The following is a 22402-nucleotide window of genomic DNA, read 5'->3' on the forward strand; positions in this document are numbered from 1 at the left end:
GTTGCCTCCTTAATTCCTAATCCCACACTCCCATTCCCTAGCTATGGCAAATTTGAAGGCGATTCGTGACCGAATTCAGTCGGTCAAGAATACAAAAAAAATTACTGAGGCGATGCGTCTTGTGGCGGCAGCAAAGGTGCGTCGCGCCCAGGAACAGGTGATTGCAACCCGTCCGTTTGCTGATCGCCTGGCTCAGGTGTTGTATAGCCTGCAAACCCGCTTACGGTTTGAAGATGCCAACCTGCCCCTGCTGCGGCAGCGGGATGTTCAGACGGTTGGTTTATTGGTTGTATCGGGCGATCGCGGCCTTTGTGGTGGCTACAATGCCAACGTCATTCGTCGGGCTGAAAACCGAGCCAAAGAGCTGAAGCAAGAGGGCATCAACTACAAGCTGGTGATTGCCGGACGAAAGGCTAACCAATATTTTCAACGTCGAGAGCAGCCGATTAGCGCTGTATTCACGGGGCTGGAGCAAATTCCTACCGCTGCTGAAGCGTCTAAGATTGCAGACGAACTGCTGTCGCTGTTTTTATCGGAAGAGGTCGATCGGGTCGAACTGATTTATACCAAATTTGTTTCCCTGGTTAGCTCCCGTCCCGTGGTGCAAACCCTGCTGCCTCTCGATCCCCAGGGTTTAGAAGCCGGAGACGATGAGATTTTCCGGTTGACCAGTCGCGGCGGTGAGTTTCAGGTGGAACGGCAACGGGTAGAATCAACCGCGCCTCGACCCTTGCCATCTGACATGATCTTTGAACAAGATCCGGTGCAAATTTTGGATGCGCTGTTGCCGTTGTATCTGAACAACCAATTGCTGCGGGCATTGCAAGAGTCTGCTGCCAGCGAGCTGGCGGCTCGGATGACGGCGATGAACAACGCCAGTGACAACGCTTCAGATATCATTAAGGACTTATCGCTGTCTTACAACAAGGCGCGGCAGGCGGCTATCACTCAGGAAATTCTAGAAGTGGTGGGCGGTGCAAATTCACTCGGTTAAGTGGTTTCTGGATCGAATGGTGCTTGAGCAACCCTCAAGTCAGTGCGGTTCATAGCTGAAACGATCGCCATTGAATTAAGCGCAGGATATTCCCCTGCGCTTAATTTTTTATTGGGTTTCTTAATCGGGTTCAAATAAATCAAGGGGCAAATGGCCGTACATCTCATTAATGCCTGACTCATAAGCAGATTGACAAGACACCAAAACACCGCGATGTTCACCAGCGTAGGAGTCGGCGTAGCACAGGTTCGATTTGGGGTTGAATTTGATATACACTGCGCCTTCAACGGGTGCTAACTCAGGGTTGAGTGTGTAGCCCAACGCGGTGGCGTAGCTGGCTAACGCCTGACGACCTGGGGCGATCGCATCGGCACAAATCCCCAAGATCTGATAGTCGGAATGACGCACAACCAGCAATAGCGCGTCACGAATCACGTTTTTATCTGGCGTTGTCTCCGTTGCCTGCGGTTTGAGGCAATCAAACTGCTTCAAAATACGGTGCGCTTCTGCCAGGGTTAATGGGGTGGGGTGGGGAGTGGACATGCGATCGCTCATTATCAAGACTAAGCCGTTGCCTGGAGGATGAACCTCCTACTCTACGCCATTCTGTCCAGATCACACGTCCAGAGCAGGGTATCTGGTTCAGGCCATGCCTGCGGCTTGCAGCGCCATCTCCATCAGAATTTTTTGGGCACTTTGTTCTGCGCCCTTGGCACTGGGACGACGCTGGACATAATGACCATCGGACTGTAAATCCCAGGCTTGACGGTTATCTGCCAGCATAACGCCCAAAATCTCCTGAAGATCTTTAGCAATGTCTGGATCTTCAATCGGCGTGATGGCTTCTACGCGGCGATCGAGGTTGCGGGGCATCCAGTCGGCACTGCCAATGTACACTTCCTCCTGTCCGTTGTTGTGGAAGTAGAAAACGCGGGAGTGTTCCAGGAAGCGACCTACAATACTCACTACCCGAATGTTTTCACTCACTCCTTTTACGCCGGGACGCAAACAGCAGATACCACGAATAATCAGGTCAATTTGCACCCCTGCTTGCGACGCTTTGTAGAGTGTGGTGATCACTTCTGGGTCAACCAGCGCGTTCATTTTGGCTACAATTCGACCATGTGCCCCATTGCGGCAATGCTCGATTTCGCGTCGAATTAAAGCCAACATGCGATCGCGCAGATTCACCGGAGCCACCAGCAGCTTGCGATAGGATTGTTGCCGCGAGTATCCGGTCAAATAGTTGAACAGGTCGGTTAGATCGGCTCCCAAGTCTTCTCGACAACTGAGCAGACCTAAATCAGTGTAGATTCGCGCCGTTTTGGGGTTGTAGTTTCCGGTGCCAATGTGAACATAGCGGCGGATGCAGTCTTCCTCTCGGCGCACTACCAACACCACCTTGGTGTGGGTTTTCAGCCCAACCAGGCCATACACCACATGTACGCCCGATTTTTCTAGCTTGCGTGCCCAATTGATGTTGTTTTCCTCATCAAATCGGGCTTTTAGCTCTACCAGAACCGCTACTTGCTTGCCGTTTTCGGCTGCTGCAATCAGCGCATTCACGATCGGCGAGTCGCCAGAGGTGCGGTAAAGCGTCATCTTGATGGCCAGCACCTCCGGATCTTGCGCCGCATGGGTGATAAACCGCTGCACCGTTGCCGGGAACGAGTAGTAGGGATGGTGTACCATCAGATCTCGCCGACGAATCACCGAAAAGAAATCTTCTTTGTCGTCAATTTCCAGCGAAGCGCTGTCTTCCGGTTTATCGGTCACGCGCCGCAAGCGGGGATGAACCACCGGAGTCCACGCCTCATCCTTCAGTTGGGGCAGCGGCAAATCCATGAATGACATCAGATCGCTCAGGCTCAACAGCCCATCAATGTCATACACATCGCTGTCGCCCAGCTCCATTTCCTGCATCAGCGTTGCTCGCAGATGGTCGGGAATGGCAGTATGAATTTCCATCCGCACCACAGAGCCACCCATCCGGCGTTTGCGTAGCTCTTGCTCGATCGCCAACATCAGGTCATCTGCTTCGTCTTCTTCCACCTCCAGGTCGGCATTGCGGGTAATGCGAAACGGATGGTATTCCTGGATATCCATGCCAGGAAACAAAAACTCTAAATTGTGGGCGATCACTTGCTCCAGGGGAATTCCAGTCCAGGCCGATGGACGGTCTTTATGCTGTAACCGCAATTCTGGAGGCAAGGGCACGAAACGAGGCAAGACGTTGGGCACTTTCACCCTGGCAAAGTGTTCTTCCTGCGTTTCTGAGTCTTTAACGACCACTGCTAAATTCAGGCTGCGGTTGGAAATATAAGGAAAAGGATGGCCGGGGTCTACTGCCAGCGGGGTTAGCACTGGAAAGATCTGGTCTTCAAAGTAGTGCTGGATGTAGAGCCGTTGCTCCTGGTTTAGATCCATGTAGTCCAGCAGATAAATCCCTTTGCTTGCCATTTGAGGCCGTAGAGCCTGCTCAAAGTGGCGATGCTGCTCTTTAACCACGGGGCGCAAGTGGGCACTAATATCATTCAACTGGTCTTGAGGACTACGGCCATCGGGCGTGAGCCGATTCACCCCCGCCTCGACCTGTTGCCTTAAAGCTGCAACTCGCACCATGAAGTATTCGTCTAAGTTGGCGCTAAAAATAGCCATAAACTTGAGACGCTCCAGCAATGGCGTGCGCGTATCCAGCGCTTCCTGCAAGACTCGGTTGTTAAACTCTAGCCAGCTCAGCTCGCGGTTAAAGAAATAGTTCGGATCTTTGAGATCAACTTTAGATACGGCTTTATTAACTTTAGGCATACGTTTGAGTCAATCTGGACTCATCTATTTCAGTGGATGCTTGAGTTTGACACGGTTCATGGTAGTTGACTTGGCTGCAACCGTACTCTTTCTGGCGAAGGAAGCGTTCTGGAAGATGAAGGAACCGATCGCCTAAAATGCCTGATCTTCAATGCCCACCCACCACTCGCCTAGATTCATCAAGTCCTGATGAATATCAGCAAGCTGCCGCGCATACTCATCTGGCGGTAACGTCTCCTGCCGCTCTTTTAGCTTTTGAAGGCGAAGTTGCGCCAACAGCCACGGTTTAGAAATTCCGTTTGTTTCTTCTAGATATTGGGCAAGTTCCTGGCTATCCATGCAGCAGCGCACAACCTTACTGACTCTATAGATTTAGATTAACGTATTGTTGGACGCTGAATTGTCTTGCATATGACATTGATTTATCGCCTGGATTGTTTACTTGCCTATCTGTTTGGCTCATAGACTACCAAAATGTCGTTATCATAGCGTTTGTTACAGCGGCTATAGACATGGGCAGACAACGGACATTATTGGCGTTTATTTTGATGTTGACGATCGCCGCCATCGTCGTCATGGTCAATATTCCAACCCGCTTAGGGCTGGATTTGCAGGGCGGCGCACAACTGACGCTTCAAATTCAAACCACACCAGAGGTTCCGGAAATTACGCCGGAAAAACTGGAAGGCGTGCGACGGGTGGTGGAAAACCGGGTGAATGCGCTGGGGGTATCGGAAGCGGTGGTGCAAACGGCTGGGGAAGACCAGTTAATTGTGCAGTTGCCGGGAGTGAGCGATCCGGCGCAGGCCGAGCGGGTTTTGGGCGGCACCGCACAGCTCGACTTTCGCGAGCAGCGGCAAGGCAGTGAAGCGCAGTTGGCGGCGGAGTACCAGGTGCGGCAAGACCTGCTGTTGCAACAGCAGCAGTTACGAGAAAGCGGTGACGAGGAGGCGATCGCCCAAAACCAGGCGGCACTCGACCGTAGTAACGATGCGATCGCCGGACTGTTTGATCAAACTGGGTTAATGGGCGATCGGCTGCGAACGGCCTATGCTCAACCGCTGGGGAATGCCTGGCAGGTCATTCTGGAATTTGACAGTCAGGGTGCGGATGCCTTTGCTGAACTGACCAAAAGCGTGGCTGGAACCGGGCGCAGCTTGGGGATTTTTCTGGACGACCAGTTGCTGAGTGCCCCACGAGTCGATGTTGAATATGCCGAAACGGGTATCAGCGGCGGCACCGCCAGTATTACAGGCGGTTTTACAACTCAGGAAGCGAGTGATTTAGCGGTGCAACTGCGAGGCGGTGCCCTGCCGGTTCCAGTGGAAGTAGTGGAAAACCGCACGGTAGGTGCCACCTTAGGGCAAGACAGCATTCAGCGCAGTATCTATGCAGGCGTTGCCGGATTGATTCTGGTACTGATTTTTATGGTGGTGTATTATCGCCTGCCGGGACTGATTGCTGACCTGGCGTTGATCATTTACGCTATTCTGACGCTGGCGGTCTTTACCCTGCTGGGTGTGACGCTAACGCTGCCCGGAATTGCCGGGTTTATCCTCAGTATTGGGATGGCGGTTGACGCGAACGTGCTAATTTTTGAACGCACTCGGGAAGAGCTGCGAGCGGGTAAAACACTCTATCGGTCGGTCGAATCTGGATTCTATCGCGCCTTTTCCAGTATTTTGGACAGTAACGTCACGACGTTAATCGCCTGTGGCGCGTTGTTCTGGCTAGGAGCTGGCCTGGTGAAGGGATTTGCCTTGACGCTGGCGCTGGGTGTGGCCGTTAGCATGTTCACGGCATTGACCTGTAGCCGTACCCTGTTGCTGGTGGCGCTCAGCATTCCTAACCTGCGAAAACCGTCGTGGTTTTGTCCTAACTTGTCTCCCGTCTCTAAATCCCAACCAGAGGCAACCCCATGAAATTGCACATCATTAAACAGCGATCGCTCTGGTGGACGTTGTCGTCTGTTGTGATCCTGGCTGGCATTGCTGCCATGCTGGTGTCGTGGCAGCAGCTTGGCACACCGTTGCGTCCCAGTCTTGACTTTGTCGGCGGCACCCGCTTACAGCTCGAACTGGACTGCACCGTTCCCAACAACTGCGATCAGCCTATTGATCCGGCGGTGGTGCGGCAGGTGACAACCGATGAAGGGTTGGGCAACAGCAGCATTCAGGTGGTAGGCCAAGAGCAGCAGGCCGTGTCGATTCGAACGTCAACGCTGGATGTTGACCAGCGAGATAGCCTGGTATCGGCCTTGAGCGAGCAAGTGGGTGCGTTCGACCCCAACTCAACGCAAATTGATACCGTTGGCCCAACGATTGGGCAGCAGTTGTTGACATCGGGTCTGTTAGCCTTAATTGTCTCTTTTGCTGGAATTGCAGCTTATCTGAGTCTGCGGTTTCAGCTAGACTATGCCATCTTTGCGATCGTTGCCCTGTTGCATGATGTGTTCGTCACAGTGGGAGTGTTTGCTGCCCTGGGATTGTTTCTAGGGATTGAGGTAGACAGCTTGTTTATCGTGGCACTGCTGACGATTGTGGGGTTCTCGGTTAACGATACTGTTGTTATTTATGACCGGGTGCGGGAAACGATTAAGAATAACCCCGATCGCCATATCAATGATGTTGTAGATGATGCGGTCAACCAGACGTTGGCGCGATCGATCAACACGACCCTCACTACCCTGTTGACGCTAACGGCTATCTTCCTCTTTGGGGGCGAAACCCTAAAATACTTTGCGCTGGCGTTGATTATTGGATTTGCGATGGGTGCCTATTCCAGTATTTTTATTGCCAGCACCCTGTTGGCGTGGTGGCGAGAAAACTTTGGTAAAGCGGTTGCAGTTCCGGCACGGGAACCCGAACTAGGCGACCCGGCAAGCTCCGAGGATATATAGCCTCAGAAAGGATTGATAAGAAGAGAGTAGGGAACGCTGAACAGAGGGTTGCTGGTGCCGTTTAGTCTTTGTTGGGCGGCGGCCCCTGCTCATGCAGATTGGTGACAACTCAGTGCTGGAACGCTTGATAAACATGAAAGAACTCGACCTTAAACAGACGATTGGTTTGCTCAATGCCATCATGGAATTTGAGTTAGCAGGGGTGGTGCGCTATACCCACTATTCACTGATGGTGACTGGCCCCAACCGCATTCCGATTGTTGATTTTCTCAAAGCCCAGGCGAGTGAGTCGTTGCTGCACGCGCAGCAGGTTGGCGAAATTATCACGGGGCTAGATGATGGCCATCCGAGCTTGAAAATTGCCCCAATTGAGGAAAGCTACCGTCACTCGATTCGAGATATTTTGGCCGAGAGTTTGACGCACGAAAAGAAGGCGCTCGATCTCTATAAATCTCTGCTGGATGTGGTTAAGGATGCCAGCGTTTACCTGGAAGAATTTACCCGCACGATGATTAGCAACGAAGAAATGCATACGCTGGAGTTGCGGAAGATGTTGAGAGACTTCAGCGTGGCTGATGTTTAATTACGAGAACGCGAATGGATCTTAGTGCTGCTCTGCCAACGTTTGTGGTCACGTTACGAGAAGGCGTGGAAGCGGCTCTCGTGGTTGGAATTGTGTTGGCATACTTAAAAAAAGCCGGACAGAGCCACCTCAATTCCTGGGTGTATGCGGGGGTGGGGGTAGGGCTTGCTGCCAGCGTGATGGTGGGAGCTTTATTTGTTGGGTTAATGCGGGTTCTAGACGTTGCCAATCCTGAGTATGCTCCAGTGGTAAAACCCCTGCTGGAAGGCGTATTTGGTGTGGCGGCGATCGCTCTCCTCAGTTGGATGTTGATCTGGATGACGCAGCAGGCTCGCTCCATGAAAGCGGAGGTGGAAGGGGCGATTACAGCGGCGTTGCAACAGGCTGGTCATGCCGGATGGGGGGTATTTGGCTTAATTACGATCGCCGTTCTGCGCGAAGGATTCGAGACGGTTCTGTTTATTGCCGCCAAATTTCAGCAGGGGTGGATTCCTGCCCTGGGAGCAGTAGCCGGGCTAATTGGAGCCGTCATCATTGGCTTTTTGCTGTTTCAACTGGGGATTAAAATTAACCTGCGGCTGTTTTTCCAGGGCATGGGCGTACTGTTGCTGCTGATTGTGTCTGGCCTGGTCGTTTCAGCGTTGCGCCACTTTGATGCGGCGGTTGCGGCGTTGGCGGTCGTTAATCCTGAATTTGCCTTTCTGTGTTCTGCGTCTAGCCCGTCTTGCATCTTAGGAGCGCAGGTATGGGATGCCAGCCATGTATTGCCCGATCGCCAGTTTCCAGGGATTTTGTTGAAGGCGTTTTTTGGCTACACGCAACGGCTTTATTGGGTGCAGGCGATCGCCTATCTCATCTTTTTAACCACGGTTGGCGGCCTCTATCTTCAGAGCATCACTGGTTGGAAAGCGGGACAGCTCAATCGCAATGCGTCTGCATCTGGCGCAGTCCGTTCTCAGCAAGATTGATTGCAGGCGTTGTCATCACGGCTGACGTTTGGTCTGTGCCGCTTAACGTACCTGTCTGACTCATTGAGCCTGACTTACTGAACTAGTTCGCTCGATCGCGTCGCAGCATTCTAGCACGGCGGCACGTTTCTGCATTGCCGCTACCAGCGCTTCATAGGCCGACCAATGACTTTGGATCAGCGTTTTAGCTTGAAATGCCGACCAGTTTAGCTTCTGGAGTCCTTCTGCCTCTGGTCGGTGCAATTGCGCCCAGAGAATGCCAAATTTTTCGCGATCGTCTGCCCCACCTTCCGACTTGCCGTAAATCAGCGTTTCGGCGGCAATGCCAGCCATCCACACCTTGCAGTAGCGATCGACTAACTGCGCCGAAATAGCCCCTTGTTCTACCTGGGCATCCAACTCCTGGCAGTCAAAGCTCACCCCACCCCGTCCGGTTTGTCCTTGTTGAAAGGCTTCCCATGCGGTTAACGTGTAGCCCGTGATTGGAATACCCAGCAGATGCGCCACCAAAAAATGCCCTGCCTCGTGACGCACCACGCGATCGCGGTGCTCTGCTGAAAAGCTGGCAAACCAGTCGAGCAGCAAGGTACTCCCTCGCCCTTGAAAGCTGAAGTTGTCCAGCGTTGCGACACCCAAGAGGCTAAAGATACCCAGAGCCGGAATCACAGGCGAAATATTCAGCACGGGGCCGAGCAAGCTCATCATCACCACCGTAAAGATCGTGATGGCAGTTAAATTGAGTCCTGTTTGGCTCACGGTGCTTTACTCCTGATTACTTCCGGCCAGTTGTCGTGCTTTAAAGAAAGTTTCTAAGCTGTGGCGATCGCCCACAAAGCGCCAATGCCACGGTTCATAACTAATCCCTTCGGCATTATCGCGTGGAAACGATAGCTCAAAGTTAAACCGGGCGGCATTTTGCTGCATCCAGCGGAACGCTTCGGTGCCCTCAAAACTAATCTCCAGGTCGGTTTCCGATTGTTCGCCATCAACAATATCAACGGCGTAACCCGTGTGGTGTTCGCTATAACCCGGAGGAGCGCTCACTTCAGCTCGCTCTGTCGGACTTTCGCCCTGCTGAGCCTTGATGCCAAAGAACACTTGCTCCTGGTCGGCGATCGACCGGAACCCGGAGATCGGCACAATCACCACGCCATCGGCTCTGGCGGCCTCTAGTAAATCTAAAAACTGAGCAGCGGCAATGGGTCGCAGCTTGATGCTGTTGTCGGCCACCACCGATTGCAGGTCATCTGCCGGAGCTTCTTCGTAGGGCAGATGTCCGAGTAACGAATCGGGCACGTTGAGCTGTTGGGTAATTAACGCCGATTGCAGCCCTGTCTGTGCTGCTGCACCGTTGGCAGCCTGCGCCGTTGTGCCGACTTGCGCCGACTGCCAGCTCACGACCATACCCAGGATGAGGGCGATCGCTACACCAATTAGCCCCCAACCCCAAAAAGGCAGTTTGAACCGAGGTCGAGGGCTGGCAACTGCTGTTTCTCGCAGTGCTTCGGGAATGTCATCGGTCGGGGGAGTGGAAAACTCGGGTGGTTTTCCGGGCAGACCAGTATTATTCACAAAACAAGCCCCACACTACAACAGTTACACAAGTCAGTCCTTAGTTGATTGTAGACTGGGGCAGTGCCTTACCAGCGCAATTGCATCTGTCGATCGCAGAACCATGTCTGGCCTGGAGACGAATTTACTCAAACTTTATGCACCGCTAATGGCATGGGTAGGGCTAGGAATAGTCCTGGGACGCAAGCTGCCAACGGTCGTTCCATTTCAACTGGGTCAATTTTTGTTTTGGATCGGGGTTCCCGTTAGCATTGTCGTTTTTTTGCGGCAAGCTGACCTTTCCGCCTCGATCTGGATTGCGCCAATAGTGGCCTGGATCGCGATCGCCCTTGGTGCTGGGTTTGCCTGGGCATGGATTCAGGGTCAAGCGTATCTGGCTCGTCTAGCGGCACGCTATCTGGAGGCTCCGGTGGGGTTGTCCTGGTGGCAACGGCGGCTGGCAACATCTGCCCAACCGATTCCACAACGTCCCTCTCAGGGCAGCTTTTTGCTGTCTGCCATGATTGGCAACACGGGCTATCTTGGTTATCCGGTCATTTTGGCACTAGTGGGGCCACAGTATTTTGGTTGGGCTATTTTTTATGACACGATCGGCAGCACCCTGGGCGCATATGGACTGGGCGTACTGCTGGCCGCTCGCTTTGGCATGGCAACCCAAAACCCCTGGAGACTAATTGCCGCGACGCTGAAGAATCCGGCCTTGTGGAGTTTTGGATTTGGGTTGGGGTTTCGCCGTATTCCGTTCAGTGAACCTGTAGAGGGGAGTTTGCGAGGAGCCGCATGGGGTGTCATTGCCCTGTCGCTGCTGCTGATTGGAATGCGGTTAAGCCAGCTTCGCTCGTGGCGCAGTATGAAACGGGCGATCGTCAGCCTGTCAATCAAAATGCTGATCGTGCCGCTCTTAGTTGGTTTGGGGCTAACCTGGGTGGGGTTTACAGGGCCACCCCAATTAGTGATTGTGCTGCAAGTTGCGATGCCGCCCGCCTTTGCCACCCTGGTGATTGCCGAAGCCTACAACCTGGATCGGGAACTGGCGGTTACCGCTCTGGCGGTTGGTTCGATGGGGTTGCTGGTAATGTTGCCCATCTGGCTCTGGCTGTTCGCGGCTTAACCAACCCAGCTCACGTCTTCATCCGGTGGCTGAACGGATGGAAGCGGCTTGGCGATCGGGGGACGGCGATCGATGGGTGTATTGGGCTGGGAAGCGGCTGTCCCGGAAAAGCGTGGCGTTGATTGAGATGTTGATTGAGGAGTAGCCGAACGTGCGGCGGGTCTAATGCGAGTTAAGCCGTTAATCAGCTCTGGATCGTTTAAGTCGGCCTGAGTCAGGCGGCGTGGCTGAGAAGGTGTCGTCTGCACAGCTTGCCGAGCGGATTGGGATAAATCGGGGGTGGGGGGTTGGCTATATGCCTTGCGTTCTGGAATGACCACCTGACTCATGACCCATTCCACGGTTTGCTCTTTTAGCCAACCTCTGGCGACCAATATTTCCCCCAGCCGCAACCCGGTTGCCTGCTGGTCTCGCAGGGCTACGTGAATTTGGTCTGAGGTCACCAGTCCGGCGTCCATCAGGTAGCCGCCCAACCGTTTGGGAGTGGGTGCTGGTTGCGGGGCGTGGGTTGAGGTGCGATCGCTCCTATTTAGCATGATTCCTCCAAATGGGCTGCTGGCTCAGCGTATTCCCCATAGTATAACAGCACACCTACGTAAGCTTCATGAAAAAGTTTACTGCTGTCCTGTAAGTACTGCGTACATTCACGGGGAGGCCAACCAGAAAAGCCCTATAGAGCAAAGCGTCCAGAACCATCACCCTTGTAAAGCGGTTGCAACGGTTTAGACCCAGGCTTTCGCTTTACATCTCGCTTTGTTGCGGCAACGGTGCGTCCAGAGACCCCTCAATAAAGGTTGCACCATAATCGTGCCAGGAATATGGTGTAGTTCCCTGCTCCAGAGAGGCAGGGACGGGAGCTACAGTTACCGTGTTAGTTGGCTGCACCACCGCACCACTGCCAAAGTCGATCGCACTCAACCCCAGGCCAAACAGTTGCTCTGCTAAACCCGAATATTGAAGCTGGATGGGGGTTGGATTCATAAATGAAAAGCACTGAGAGCCACCAGGAGACAACTCCCGAACGGCGCAGCTTGCTCCAGTAAAGCCGCTGACAAAAAACAGTGCTGAAGCACCTGTCATGCTCAGCACAAGCCGCTTTTTCATAGGAGTTACCTCTGCCTGTAAGCTCGGTACTCCGGCAGGTTTGCAGCAACCTGAGAAGATTTTACGCGAATCGGTACGAGGCAGGGAGAAAGGCTTTGTTGAAGAGGAGTGATAGAGAACGTAATTGCAGCGATCGCACGGTGAACCATTTTGAGTGGCATAGTCAGGTAACTACAACCATAAATGAACAGCGTGTTAAAAAACGTTGCGATCGCTACTCTTTGTTGATGGTTAAACATGAGTGTTTGTCCTTGTTTTCAAAAAAAGCGTTATTAACGAGAGGCAATGATGAGCCAATTTTGTGGCTGAAAAATGGAATGATATGAATCAATAATGACAACTTTTGTTGAAGAAGGGATCAACCAAAAGGCAGGGTAGGCTAGTTAAAACTACTGATTAACACTACTGAATGATTTGGGTTAGCAACGAAGCTTTGATTAATTTCCTCTGAAATATTGATAAATAACACATCTCCAGGAGGATGCGCCAGAATCCATAACCTTGCAAGATGATGGCGGATTTGGTGCTACTGTTTTTCTTAGCCCATTCTGTTGATTGAAGTTGTTAGATTTAAATCATTATCGAGTCAAGTATTGTTGATCGTTTGTTAAGGAGTACCATCCGTGGATATTGTTCGGCTCATATGTGCTGTGTTTCTACCACCATTAGGCGTTTTTTTACAGGTGGGGATTGGCCCACAGTTTTGGATTAACATCTTGCTTACTTTGTTAGGCTATATTCCCGGAATTATTCATGCCGTTTGGATTATTGCCCGCCGATAAACAGGATGGGGTTGGTTGGGTCAGTTGTCATTGGCTCAATTGAATTCAGGTGAACTCAGGTCATGCCGTTAGTCTTTCATCACAAGCGCTCTTACTTCTTTTAGCAATTCGTCTTGTTCGCGCTTTACAGCTTCAAGCCGATCGAGCAGGGTTGCTAATTTTTCTTGAGCCTGATTGGGTGAGATTTTGGGCAAGGCTTGAGGGCGATCGCCCCGTTGAAATAAAGCGGCTACGCGATGCAGCATCCAGCGACCTACCTTGAGCGGTGCCTGTAAGGTCATTAACCAGATGCGCTCAGACAAATGCGCGATCGCCCCTAACAGTCCCCACCCCAGCCAGATCAGCACCAGCATCAGGAACAGCGCAATCAGCGGATGTGTGATGAACCATGCCAGCATTGGATGTCCCTCTAGCCAGGTTTGGATGGATTGAGCGATCGCCGTTTGAACCGCATTGGTGACACCACCGCTCAGGGCTTCAACCCGCTGAAGGTTGCCATCTAGCGACGTTTTAGCCTGTTCTGTGGCGGTGGTCAGGCGAGCGATGGCCAGGTCACTGGCAGTGGTCATGCGGTTCATGGCTAGTGCTGTCGTTTCGTTCACCGCCTGCTGCGTCGTTTCCGTTGCGACAGTCAACGAATTCAGCGTATCTGCCAGGTGACGGTTCGCCTGATTCGATAGGTTTACAATAACCGTTTGAGCCTGGTTGGAACTTGCCGCAACTGAGCCGATCGCGCGTTGAGCCGTCTCCGTCAAGGTGAGCTGCTCCTGTCTAGCCGTTGTAGTAAGGGTGGCGATCGCATCATTGGTCGCCTCCAGGGTGCTGAGGGTGCTATCCCTGACCGCCTGCCAATGGTTCCATAGACCTTCTGACCAGTCCACCGGGCTGAAACGCTCTTGAGGGTCGATACTGTCGATCGCCATTTTAGTTTGCATCGCTACACTCCGAGCAACTAACGATAAAAGTTGATATACAACCATTTTCAGTTGCATTCACCACGCCTCAAACCCTACACCTCACACCTAGTTTGGCGAGACTGTGGCTGACTCGATTGAGAACTGCTGTAAGTCTGAATAAACGGTTCAAATCTGCTGTACGGTCAGCATTCCCTCATTCTAAAAAGCACTGATCCTCAGAGGGTGTTTGAAAAGTATCTTTTACGTCTCGGTAGGGGCGAAGCATACTCTGCGAGAAGCAAGCTACGAATCAGGATGGCTAGAACAACCGAGACATTGTCTACCGAATGCTTCGCCCCTACACCTATCGGGTAACTAATCAAACTTTTAAAACATCCTCTCAGACAGACAGATCAGGATGCCTGACCGATCGGTGGGGTGTGAACTGGGGCTGCGCTCACCTTTATGCCCTACAGGTTCCGCTAACCATAGGCCAATGCCGCCGCACCGAAGAATCAGCGTTTTCGCAGCCTGATGCAGGCAGTTAAGATTGTTCGGTCAGCCGTACTGTTCCTTCAGTTTAAGATTCTAAAGATTGCGCCAAAATGAACTGTTAGGGAGGGTTCAACGCATCTGAGAGGATATCTGAGAATGGCTCAACATTCTAAATTAGCCCCCAAAATCACCCAATTTGGGGGACTTCCGAATCAATTCTGTTTCAAAGTCCCCGTTCGGCTGAGCGCTCACGTCGAAGCCAATTTTGGGGGATTAGGGGGCGGTTCGCGTTGGAGCTTAGCACTTTTAAGACATCCTCTGACCTGATACTACTCATTGGGTTTGGAGGATGCTTTAAAGGGTTTAATTTGTAGGTCGGCACTGTAGGGGTGTGGCATCCAGGCAAATATATCTAGGTTATATCTGGGTCTATTTTGGGAACGATCTGCCGCACGTGCGCCCTTACAGGAGACATTCCATCCGTTGCAAACAGCCTCTTAGGTGATGCACTGCTGCAATGCAATATTCCATACATTCACCGAGTCCTTATCTTCATCGTCATTCAAGCCAGCTATTGCCAGGTTGGTCTCGTTCTATCTCGTCGGTGTTGGTGGTTCTGCAACCGTGCCCCTTTGCCTTGATCGATCGCACCGTTGAAATAGAGCAGAGCAAACATCAACTGCGGCAGGATTTTGTGACGTTTGGAATGCGCGTAGCGGCAAGACTGACCCAAATGAATCAATTAGTGGAGCTATTTGACCCTCGCACCGGATGGCCGATGCTGTCTGCTCCGGGTTCGCTGCGGCTAGATGATGTGGCGGTTGTCCATGCCCTGCTTGGATATGACCGGATTAGCAGCGGCGGTTGCTCAATGGTGTTGCATCCAGTGTGGGGAAATGCGGTGTATCCGGCTATTCTGGTGTCCTCGGCTCATCCGGAACGGCTGGAGGAGGTCGTTGGGGCGATCGCTCATCCTTCTGCACCATTACAGCCGTTGTAGCAGCAGCCCTCTGGGGGTACGTCGCTGTCTACGATTCGCCGCTCACCCTATCTAACGTCGGCACATTCGTCTGACTATTGACGCTATTTACGTCGGGGGGATAGGTTGGGGGCTGCGGTTTTTTGGAATACCACCACTCCCGTAGCGGGACAGGCAGCTTTACTGGATAAAGCGTCATAACAAACGGCACGCTGGAATACTCTTGCCCAATCACTTCCACGGAATACGACGGACTATTGCGTGATGCCATATCAACCACCAATCGTCTGCCCACCCGCCGCCAGCTCGGTTCTTTGCCACGCCACTGGAGCCGACAACACGGCCACGGCAGTTCTTCCCGATCAAACAATCGGCAACATGGCCCAATCACCCGATAGGTGAAGTGGCTACCGGGGCTTTGAAAGATGTGCCCATGTTGAAAGGGATGCTGGGGCGGTTGCATCGAGGATGCGTCTCGCATAACGTAGCTGCGATGGTTCGAATACTGACTGTACTATGACTCAGCCTATCGCGCCCGCTATGACAAACGGTAGAGGAGACCACAATTGCATGAACAGAATCAGTCGATCACTGTAGCTGATTCCTGTTACAGTCATTTTCATTTGCATTCACCACACCTCAAACCCTACACCCATCTTGGCGAGACTGTGGCTGACTCGATTGAAAACTGCTGTAAGTGGCTGAAACCGAAGCAAAGGAGTGGTGAGTGCCGCTAGCCCTTTTAACCCATCCTTTTAAGCCATGATGCGTTCAACCCAACCCAAAAGAAGGCAGACCCATCAGTAATGATGAAGGGAAGCAATGTGTTTATCTTTGGGAATGAACAAGCAATAAGGCAACACGAGGCATGGCTGACGTTTTCATCTCATACTCTCGTAAAGACAAGGCATTTGTGCGAGCGCTGTATGCCCATCTCATCACGCTAGACCGTGAGGTCTGGGTGGATTGGCAAGATATTGCCCCCGCATCGGAATGGAAACTGGAGATTAAGCGGGGGATTGAGTTAGCCAACAAATTTATTTTTGTGATCAGTTCCGATTCGGCTCAATCTGAACATTGCCTCTATGAATTAGAGTGCGCGATCGCCCACCATAAACAAATCATTCCGCTGGTCTGCCGAGATCTGGTCGAAGAGGTGTTGCCTGCTGAGTTGGCGCAATATCAATGGATTTCGTTTTGTAGTGACGATGATTTTGGCACGGCGTTACAAAAACTGATTGAGGTGATTGATTCCGATCTGGAACATAGCCGGATTCATGCTCGGCTCAAATTTCGGGCTGAAGAATGGGAGCGCAGCGATCGCCAAAGTGATTTTCTCTTGCGCGGCACAGAATTAACCGAAGCTCAACAATGGCTAATTGCGGGAGCCAGTAAGTCGCCTAAGCCGTTGGCTTTACAGCAAGACTTTATCGCGGCCAGCCAAGATTGGCAGCACCAGGAAGCAACCCGCTGGAAAGAGCTATACGAAATTGCAGAACGCGAGCGCAAACGGGCAGAAGTGGCAGAAGTGGACGCTCTGAACCTTTCTTCTCAGGCGTTGTTTACGGCCAATGAACAGATTCGGGGATTGGTGACGGCCATCAAGGCAGGGAAGAACCTGAAGCGGGCAGAACCTCCGATTGAGATGCAGCGGCGGACGATCGCCACCTTGCGGCAGATTGTGTATGAAATTCGTAATGTTAACAGCTTGCAGGGGCACCGCTCAGGCGTGAGAAGCGTTCACTTTAGTCCGGATGGGCAACTGTTGCTCTCTGGAGGCAGCGATGGTTCTGTGTGGTTGTGGAGCCGCAATGGTCGGGCACTGCGATCGTTCAACGGCCATGATGATCTGATTCGCTGTGTTCGGTTTAGTCCGGATGGTCAATTTTTGGCAACCGCCAGCAGCGATCGCACCGCTAAACTGTGGCGGGTCAACGGAGAATGGCTGCACACCCTGGCTGGGCATAAAGCTGGAGTGACCAGCGTTAGCTTTAGCCCCAGTGGGCACGTTGTTGCAACGGGCAGCATTGACGGCACCCTGAAACTCTGGACGCTTGATGGAGAACTGGTGCAAACGCTGACCGGGCACAGCCGGGGCATCAACAGCGTAGAGTTTAGCCCCAACGGCCAGTTCTTTGCCTCTGGTAGCGGCGATTTTACGACAAAGATTTGGGGGGTAGACGGTCAGGAACAGCGGACGCTAGTGGGGCATGAGGGCTGGGTGGATAGCGTCAGCTTTAGTCCCGATGGGCAACTGCTGGCAACGGCTAGCGGCGATCGCACCGTGAAACTCTGGTCTGTGGATGGGCAGGAGCTGAAAACGCTGAGTGGGCATCGTTCTGATGTAACAGGGGTGCGCTTTAGCCCGGATGGTTTACGGCTGGCAACGGCCAGCAGCGATGCTACCGTCAAACTGTGGAATTTGGATGGTCAAGAGCTGCATACCTTTGTTGGGCACAACGATTGGGTGAGAGGTCTCAGTTTTAGCCCGGATGGTTTGCTGTTGGCCTCGGCTAGCAGCGATCGCAATATTCACCTGTGGAGTCTGCACCGGACAGGATTGCAAACATTATTTGGACACAGCGATTGGGTGGGTAACGTCTGTTTTAGTCCCGATGGGCAATGTTTGGCAACGGGCAGCAGCGATTGCACCGTCAAGATCTGGAACTTGCAGGGTCAGGTGTTAGAGACGTTCAAAGGGCACCAAAACTGGATTAGCAGCATTCGGTTTAGTCCAGATGGGCAGCTTATCGCCTCGGCGAGCGGCGATCACACTATTCGGCTATGGACGCGAGACGGTCGCCGCCTCCGCACGTTTTCCGGGCATCGACGCTGGGTAAACTGCCTTAGCTTTAGTCCCAACGGTCAGCAAATTGTATCGTGCAGCGGCGATGGCACTATCAAACGCTGGGATCTGGAGGGTCAGGTTTTACAGACCTATGCCGATCATCAAGATCAGGTGTATAGCGTTGCGTTTAGTCCGGATGGACAGCAGATTGTTTCCAGTGCCCGCGATGGCAGCGTTCGCATTTGGAACCTGGATGGTCAAGTTGCTCAGGTGTTCCCGACGTTAGACGCCACTGTAATGAGTGTGTGTTTCAGCCCGGATGGTCAACGGATTGCGATGGGAGGTGGCGATGGTAGCGTCAAGCTAATGGGGACAGATGGACAAGCCTTGCAAAACTTTTTGGGTCACAAAGCAACGGTGCGATGCGTTTGCTTTAGCCCCAGTGGAAACATGCTAGCTTCTAGCAGTGTCGATCGCACGATTAAGCTCTGGAGTTTGGACGGACGCGAACTGCAAACCCTCACCGGGCACACCGATTGGGTTAACAATGTTTGCTTCAGCCCGGATGGACAATCGATCGCTTCCAGTAGCCGCGATCGTACCGTCATTTTACGAAAGCTCGATTTAAATTTGCTCTCGCTCAACCTTGACCAGCTCCTCACGTTGGGTTGCAATTGGGTTCGCGATTATTTGCACACGAACCCATACGTGGAAGAGAGCGATCGGCTTCTTTGTGAGGGAATTGCAGATTAAAGGGCAGATTGTTCTGCCCCCGTCCTTACCCTTGCCAAACCAGTACCTTTGCTTCGTACTCTGGCAGGTCAAGCGTCATTGTGTTATCTCCTGATTCCATATCATAATTTCCGGTCCATTCGTGCCATTTACCGTTTTCGGGGAAATTGGTGATCTGATAATCGGCATGATAATGATCGGAGAAGTTAGCGATGACCACAACACGAGAGCCTTCATCATTCCAGCGAACATAAGCCAGAACCTTACCGTCTGCATCTTCATGGAAAAAATTGATATTTTCGGCATGAAGCGATCGGTTCTCTTTTCGCAGGGCAATTAAACCTTTGTAGTATTCAAACAGCCCCCGGTTTGTGTCATTTTCCAGTAGTGACCATTCAATCTTGGCTTGCTCGATGGTTTTGGGTTTGTACTCACCAAATTCCTCGCCCATCCACACCATTGGAATGCCAACGGCGGTTATCATCAGCGCTACACCCAGTTTAATTCGCTTGAATGCCGTTTCATCAAAAATGTCGTGTTCGGCCAGTTCGGCCATTAAATGATGATGATCGTGATTGGTTATGTAATTAACCACATTGGTTACTCCCATATACCCCCGACGTTTGGCATCCAGAACATCCTGAAGCTGCTCCATATCCAACGATTCACCACACAGGAGCGGTACAACGCAGTGATAGAAACTATCGTGCCAGCAGCCATCCATTGGGCCATCAACATTGGTGATGTCGGGTGTATCAGGAATATGCTCGGCAATGTTGTAGAAGGGTTTGCTTCCAGCCGATTTCTTGGCCTCCTGCACAATCCAGTGTAAGAAATCGTAGTTGCCCAATTGTTTGACGGCATCATAACGAATGCCATCAATGTGGTATTCCTCTACCCAAAACCGCACCACGTCACCAATGAAACGGCGGGCAGGATAGGTATCTAAATTCTCGTCGTAGTGTTCGTAGTTAAACTCTGGCCCCCAGTTGTTATCTGGATCTTGGGGATCGTGATGATACCAGTAGTCGTAATCAATTTTAGTGAGTGGGCTTTCAGATTCTGAGTGATTGTAAATGCCATCAATGATGACGCGAATACCGCGAGCATGGCATTCATCAATCAGGTGCTTCAACTCTTCGGTGGTACCATAGCTGGATTCGGTGGCAAAGAAGTAGCGAACGTTGTAGCCCCAACTGTGATCGCCGGGATATTCGTTCACTGGCATTAGCTCGATCGCGTTGATTCCCAGTTCACACAGATAGTCGAGCTTTTCTACCACATGTTTGTATTGACCACGCGCCTTATCATCATTTTCCCCTCCGGAAAAATCGCCAACATGCATTTCATAGATGACGAGTTCATGATCGGCGGGTAGAGATTTATCATCATGTTGCCAAACATAGGTATCCACAATGCGATCGCCATCTTTGATTCGCAGGACGCTGTTTTGGCTGGGGTTATCAATGTCGGTGGCGTAGGGATCATTGACATCAATCCATTCATCGGCTTCCAGGAACCAGCTTTTCGTTTGGACTCGAAACTTATACTGATGAACACCATCCTCTAGTTCGACTTGTGCCCGAAAGTAACCGTCTTCTCCTTTCTCCATTGGAATCTCTTCCCAATTAGAAAAGGTTCCAATCACTGCGGCTCCGTTGTTGTAGGGAGCAAACAGGTTAAATTCAATCAGGTTAGCCATAAACCTCTCAAGGAAGAGTAAAGTGATCTGATTGTCCAAAGTTACCCCAGGTTTAGGCATCCTTCCTTTGAGATAGAGGATTCGTGACGAGGGCTAAGTTCTTTCCGAAGAGAGATAGGAAGCGTTATATTTTGACTTTGAGATTGACTCACACGGCAACCTTCTGTTTTGGTTGGAGCAAGCCGGACAGGATGCGGCAAATCGATGGCCATCGATTTTGTTTCCGGTGTGGCTACATGGATGGATAATTGAATGGATAATTGGTTGAGAGTAATGAAAGATTAAAGCCAGAAGTGTGTCCGTCACTTCTGGATCAGGGTAATGAGTGTAGATGCGATCGCCATCCACCAATGCCTCTATTGGGGAATGATAGGGCTGCGATCGCTGCCTGGTAATCGATCGGGGTTGCGGGGCAAATGTGGCTGAGAGGGTCTTCGCTGCGGAAACGGGAAGGGGAACGGAATCGAAATACCGGGTCTACGTCGCCGCTGTGGTTCTTCTGGTTCAATGGCAGCTACGTCTGCACACAGGGTATTGTCTGTATTTGATACCGTTTCGGACTGGGTTGATTGCTCTGCCAGGGCTTCTGCTGTTTCGGCTCGAATGATTTCCAGCGTTTCCTCAACCTCGGATGAGGGTTGCACAGCGGATGGCGTAGCGTTGGGTACTAAATCGGTAGCCAGATCGCACGATTGATAGAAGTCCTGCAAATTGAATGGTTCCACCGAGCCAACTACACCATTGCGAATAGCGACTTGTTCCCCTGCCCGGAGGCGAACCGTACCCTCACCGTTGAGGTTGGAAACAATGATTGGCCCTGCCGGATTAGTGGTGAGTGCCGCGACGCGCGATCGATTCTGGCTGGCATCATGCTGTACGAGTAGGGCAGTACCCATTGCGATCGCCATTCCCTCGGGTGTGATAATGGTGGTCATGCCATTGCTGGGGCGAATCATGCCAATGATGGTGCCGTTGCGGAGTTGAAAGCTGCGGGTTCCGGGTGAAAATCGGAAGATGGCATTGGCACCAATTCGAGCCAGTGAGCCTTCATTGAACAACAGTTCTGCCCTGGATTGCTGTCCCGTTTGCAGCGCATCCAGGGGAACTAAAACATCATTGATTCTGGCGGTTCGGGCTGAGGCACGATGGGGCTGGATTTGAACCTGGTTTGCTAAGCGATACACTTCGGCTCGTGTGAGTAAATTGGCCTGAGCCACGGCTGGAGCAATGCCAAGCAAGCTGAATAAGCTGCCAGCAATTAAACGTTGGTGCCATGACCCGATTCGCGTTGCCATTTCAGTATCTCTCCAGAGTGGTTCAGCCGATTGAACAAGGAATAACCCGGTTCTACTGAATTCAACTAGCTAACGTTCTCAAAATACTGACGATCGCAACAAAATGTTGCGTAGCAGACCCGATAGATGAGCGTTTGCCAGGACGATGATTCAAGGTAAGCCAGCCTTTCAAATGAGTGAACGAGTGGCAGTGTTTACCGCTGCCACTCAATTGATGAAGTAGCGATCGCCCTATCTCGAAGGGGAACCGTCGTGATGCAGATACTTAGTCAAGATGCTGATGTAACTCCCCGGCGGCAGGGTTGCCAACAATCGCTGGCGTTGCTCCTCGCTCTCAGGAGAGGCGATCGGCTTTGTCCAGTCTCCCGCTTCGGCAAACCCCCGTCGATGTAAGTTCTTGATGGTATCCATCACATCCTGTTTTGTTCCCAGCAATAGCACTCGTAACGGACGGCGATCGCCACTGACAACCGGGATGACCTGATGCCGTTCTGGTTGTGACTCTACAGTGCGATCGCGCTCCATCTGAGCAATGAAATCAGCCATGATACTTCTCCTGTTTGGCTTACGGGTAAGGAAAGCCAAAAACCTAGCCACCCCGCATATCATTGAAGCGCAAAGCAGGGTGGCTTGCAGGAGTGGTAAGATCTCCCAAGCCTCCGCGTTGCCGTACCAACGTGGGGGTCAGCTATCC

Annotated in this window: 21 protein-coding genes; 9 read left to right on the forward strand and 12 right to left on the reverse strand. The window is 52.0% G+C overall.

Annotation, left to right across the window (positions count from 1 at the left end; translation table 11 throughout):
- Positions 1–43: 43 nt before the first annotated feature.
- Positions 44–994 carry a F0F1 ATP synthase subunit gamma gene (locus IQ268_RS11820; RefSeq protein ID WP_193878737.1) on the forward strand — a complete coding sequence of 317 codons (951 nt, stop codon included), beginning with the start codon at positions 44–46 and terminating at the stop codon, positions 992–994.
- A gap of 120 nt (positions 995–1114) precedes the next feature.
- Here IQ268_RS11820 and IQ268_RS11825 read toward each other — a convergent pair whose 3' ends face one another.
- From IQ268_RS11825 to IQ268_RS11835, 3 genes are all read right to left on the reverse strand, one after another.
- Positions 1115–1549, reverse strand: coding sequence for a DUF1824 family protein (locus tag IQ268_RS11825; protein WP_228035279.1), 435 nt, complete (start codon positions 1547–1549; stop codon positions 1115–1117).
- 87 nt (positions 1550–1636) lie between these two features.
- On the reverse strand, positions 1637–3802 hold the full coding sequence (ppk1, locus tag IQ268_RS11830; protein WP_193878741.1) for a polyphosphate kinase 1: 2166 nt from the start codon (positions 3800–3802) through the stop codon (positions 1637–1639).
- A gap of 132 nt (positions 3803–3934) precedes the next feature.
- A complete protein-coding gene (locus IQ268_RS11835) occupies positions 3935–4141 on the reverse strand; it encodes a hypothetical protein (protein WP_193878743.1) in 207 nt (68 codons plus the stop codon).
- Positions 4142–4314: 173 nt separating this feature from the next.
- Between IQ268_RS11835 and secD the strand changes: the two genes are divergently transcribed.
- From secD to IQ268_RS11855, 4 genes are all read left to right on the forward strand, one after another.
- Entirely contained in the window at positions 4315–5724 is a 1410-nt protein-coding gene (gene secD, locus IQ268_RS11840) for a protein translocase subunit SecD (protein WP_193878744.1), read from the forward strand.
- Positions 5721–6701, forward strand: a complete 981-nt coding sequence (gene secF / locus IQ268_RS11845; protein WP_193878746.1) for a protein translocase subunit SecF — start codon at positions 5721–5723, stop codon at positions 6699–6701. Before secD ends, secF begins: the two co-directional genes overlap by 4 nt.
- Positions 6702–6834: 133 nt before the next feature.
- Positions 6835–7284, forward strand: coding sequence for a bacterioferritin (locus tag IQ268_RS11850; RefSeq protein WP_193878749.1), 450 nt, complete (start codon positions 6835–6837; stop codon positions 7282–7284).
- Between the two features lie 14 nt (positions 7285–7298).
- A complete protein-coding gene (locus IQ268_RS11855; RefSeq protein WP_193878751.1) occupies positions 7299–8252 on the forward strand; it encodes an FTR1 family protein in 954 nt (317 codons plus the stop codon).
- A 60-nt stretch (positions 8253–8312) separates the two neighbouring features.
- On the opposite strand, the gene IQ268_RS11860 is transcribed toward IQ268_RS11855, so the two are convergent.
- Positions 8313–9008 (reverse strand): ATP-dependent Zn protease, encoded by a 696-nt coding sequence (locus tag IQ268_RS11860; RefSeq protein ID WP_193878753.1) that lies wholly within the window; start codon positions 9006–9008, stop codon positions 8313–8315.
- A gap of 6 nt (positions 9009–9014) precedes the next feature.
- On the reverse strand, positions 9015–9824 hold the full coding sequence (locus IQ268_RS11865) for a M15 family metallopeptidase (RefSeq protein ID WP_339383272.1): 810 nt from the start codon (positions 9822–9824) through the stop codon (positions 9015–9017).
- Positions 9825–9927: 103 nt separating this feature from the next.
- On the opposite strand from IQ268_RS11865, the gene IQ268_RS11870 reads away from it, so the two are divergent.
- Positions 9928–10935 carry an AEC family transporter gene (locus tag IQ268_RS11870; protein ID WP_193878755.1) on the forward strand — a complete coding sequence of 336 codons (1008 nt, stop codon included), beginning with the start codon at positions 9928–9930 and terminating at the stop codon, positions 10933–10935.
- On the opposite strand, the gene IQ268_RS11875 is transcribed toward IQ268_RS11870, so the two are convergent.
- Positions 10932–11471 (reverse strand): hypothetical protein, encoded by a 540-nt coding sequence (locus tag IQ268_RS11875; protein WP_193878757.1) that lies wholly within the window; start codon positions 11469–11471, stop codon positions 10932–10934. The genes IQ268_RS11870 and IQ268_RS11875 overlap by 4 nt on opposite strands.
- A 205-nt stretch (positions 11472–11676) precedes the next feature.
- Positions 11677–12039 (reverse strand): hypothetical protein, encoded by a 363-nt coding sequence (locus IQ268_RS11880; RefSeq protein ID WP_193878759.1) that lies wholly within the window; start codon positions 12037–12039, stop codon positions 11677–11679.
- Positions 12040–12662: 623 nt separating this feature from the next.
- Between IQ268_RS11880 and IQ268_RS11885 the strand changes: the two genes are divergently transcribed.
- Entirely contained in the window at positions 12663–12821 is a 159-nt protein-coding gene (locus IQ268_RS11885; RefSeq protein ID WP_193878761.1) for a YqaE/Pmp3 family membrane protein, read from the forward strand.
- Positions 12822–12889: 68 nt separating this feature from the next.
- Here IQ268_RS11885 and IQ268_RS11890 read toward each other — a convergent pair whose 3' ends face one another.
- On the reverse strand, positions 12890–13756 hold the full coding sequence (locus tag IQ268_RS11890) for a hypothetical protein (protein ID WP_193878763.1): 867 nt from the start codon (positions 13754–13756) through the stop codon (positions 12890–12892).
- Between the two features lie 973 nt (positions 13757–14729).
- Between IQ268_RS11890 and IQ268_RS11895 the strand changes: the two genes are divergently transcribed.
- Complete coding sequence (locus tag IQ268_RS11895) at positions 14730–15212, forward strand: methylmalonic aciduria and homocystinuria type D protein (RefSeq protein WP_193878765.1); 483 nt, start codon at positions 14730–14732, stop codon at positions 15210–15212.
- 28 nt (positions 15213–15240) lie between these two features.
- Here IQ268_RS11895 and IQ268_RS11900 read toward each other — a convergent pair whose 3' ends face one another.
- A complete protein-coding gene (locus IQ268_RS11900; protein ID WP_228035280.1) occupies positions 15241–15672 on the reverse strand; it encodes a hypothetical protein in 432 nt (143 codons plus the stop codon).
- A 387-nt stretch (positions 15673–16059) separates the two neighbouring features.
- Here IQ268_RS11900 and IQ268_RS11905 point away from each other — a divergent pair, with 387 nt between their 5' ends.
- Positions 16060–18732, forward strand: a complete 2673-nt coding sequence (locus IQ268_RS11905) for a TIR domain-containing protein (protein WP_193878767.1) — start codon at positions 16060–16062, stop codon at positions 18730–18732.
- A 25-nt stretch (positions 18733–18757) separates the two neighbouring features.
- On the opposite strand, the gene IQ268_RS11910 is transcribed toward IQ268_RS11905, so the two are convergent.
- The 3 genes from IQ268_RS11910 to IQ268_RS11920 form a co-directional block, all read right to left on the reverse strand.
- Positions 18758–20413: an alpha-amylase family glycosyl hydrolase gene (locus tag IQ268_RS11910; protein ID WP_193878769.1), complete on the reverse strand. Its 1656-nt coding sequence runs from the start codon at positions 20411–20413 to the stop codon at positions 18758–18760.
- 356 nt (positions 20414–20769) lie between these two features.
- Positions 20770–21708 (reverse strand): FecR domain-containing protein, encoded by a 939-nt coding sequence (locus IQ268_RS11915; RefSeq protein WP_193878771.1) that lies wholly within the window; start codon positions 21706–21708, stop codon positions 20770–20772.
- 231 nt (positions 21709–21939) lie between these two features.
- The gene (locus tag IQ268_RS11920; RefSeq protein ID WP_193878773.1) at positions 21940–22254 is read right to left on the reverse strand and encodes a hypothetical protein; all 315 of its coding nucleotides are present in this window, start codon (positions 22252–22254) and stop codon (positions 21940–21942) included.
- Positions 22255–22402 lie beyond the last annotated feature (148 nt).

The sequence above is a fragment of the Oculatella sp. LEGE 06141 genome (genome assembly GCF_015207605.1).
Taxonomy (GTDB): domain Bacteria; phylum Cyanobacteriota; class Cyanobacteriia; order Elainellales; family Elainellaceae; genus Oculatella.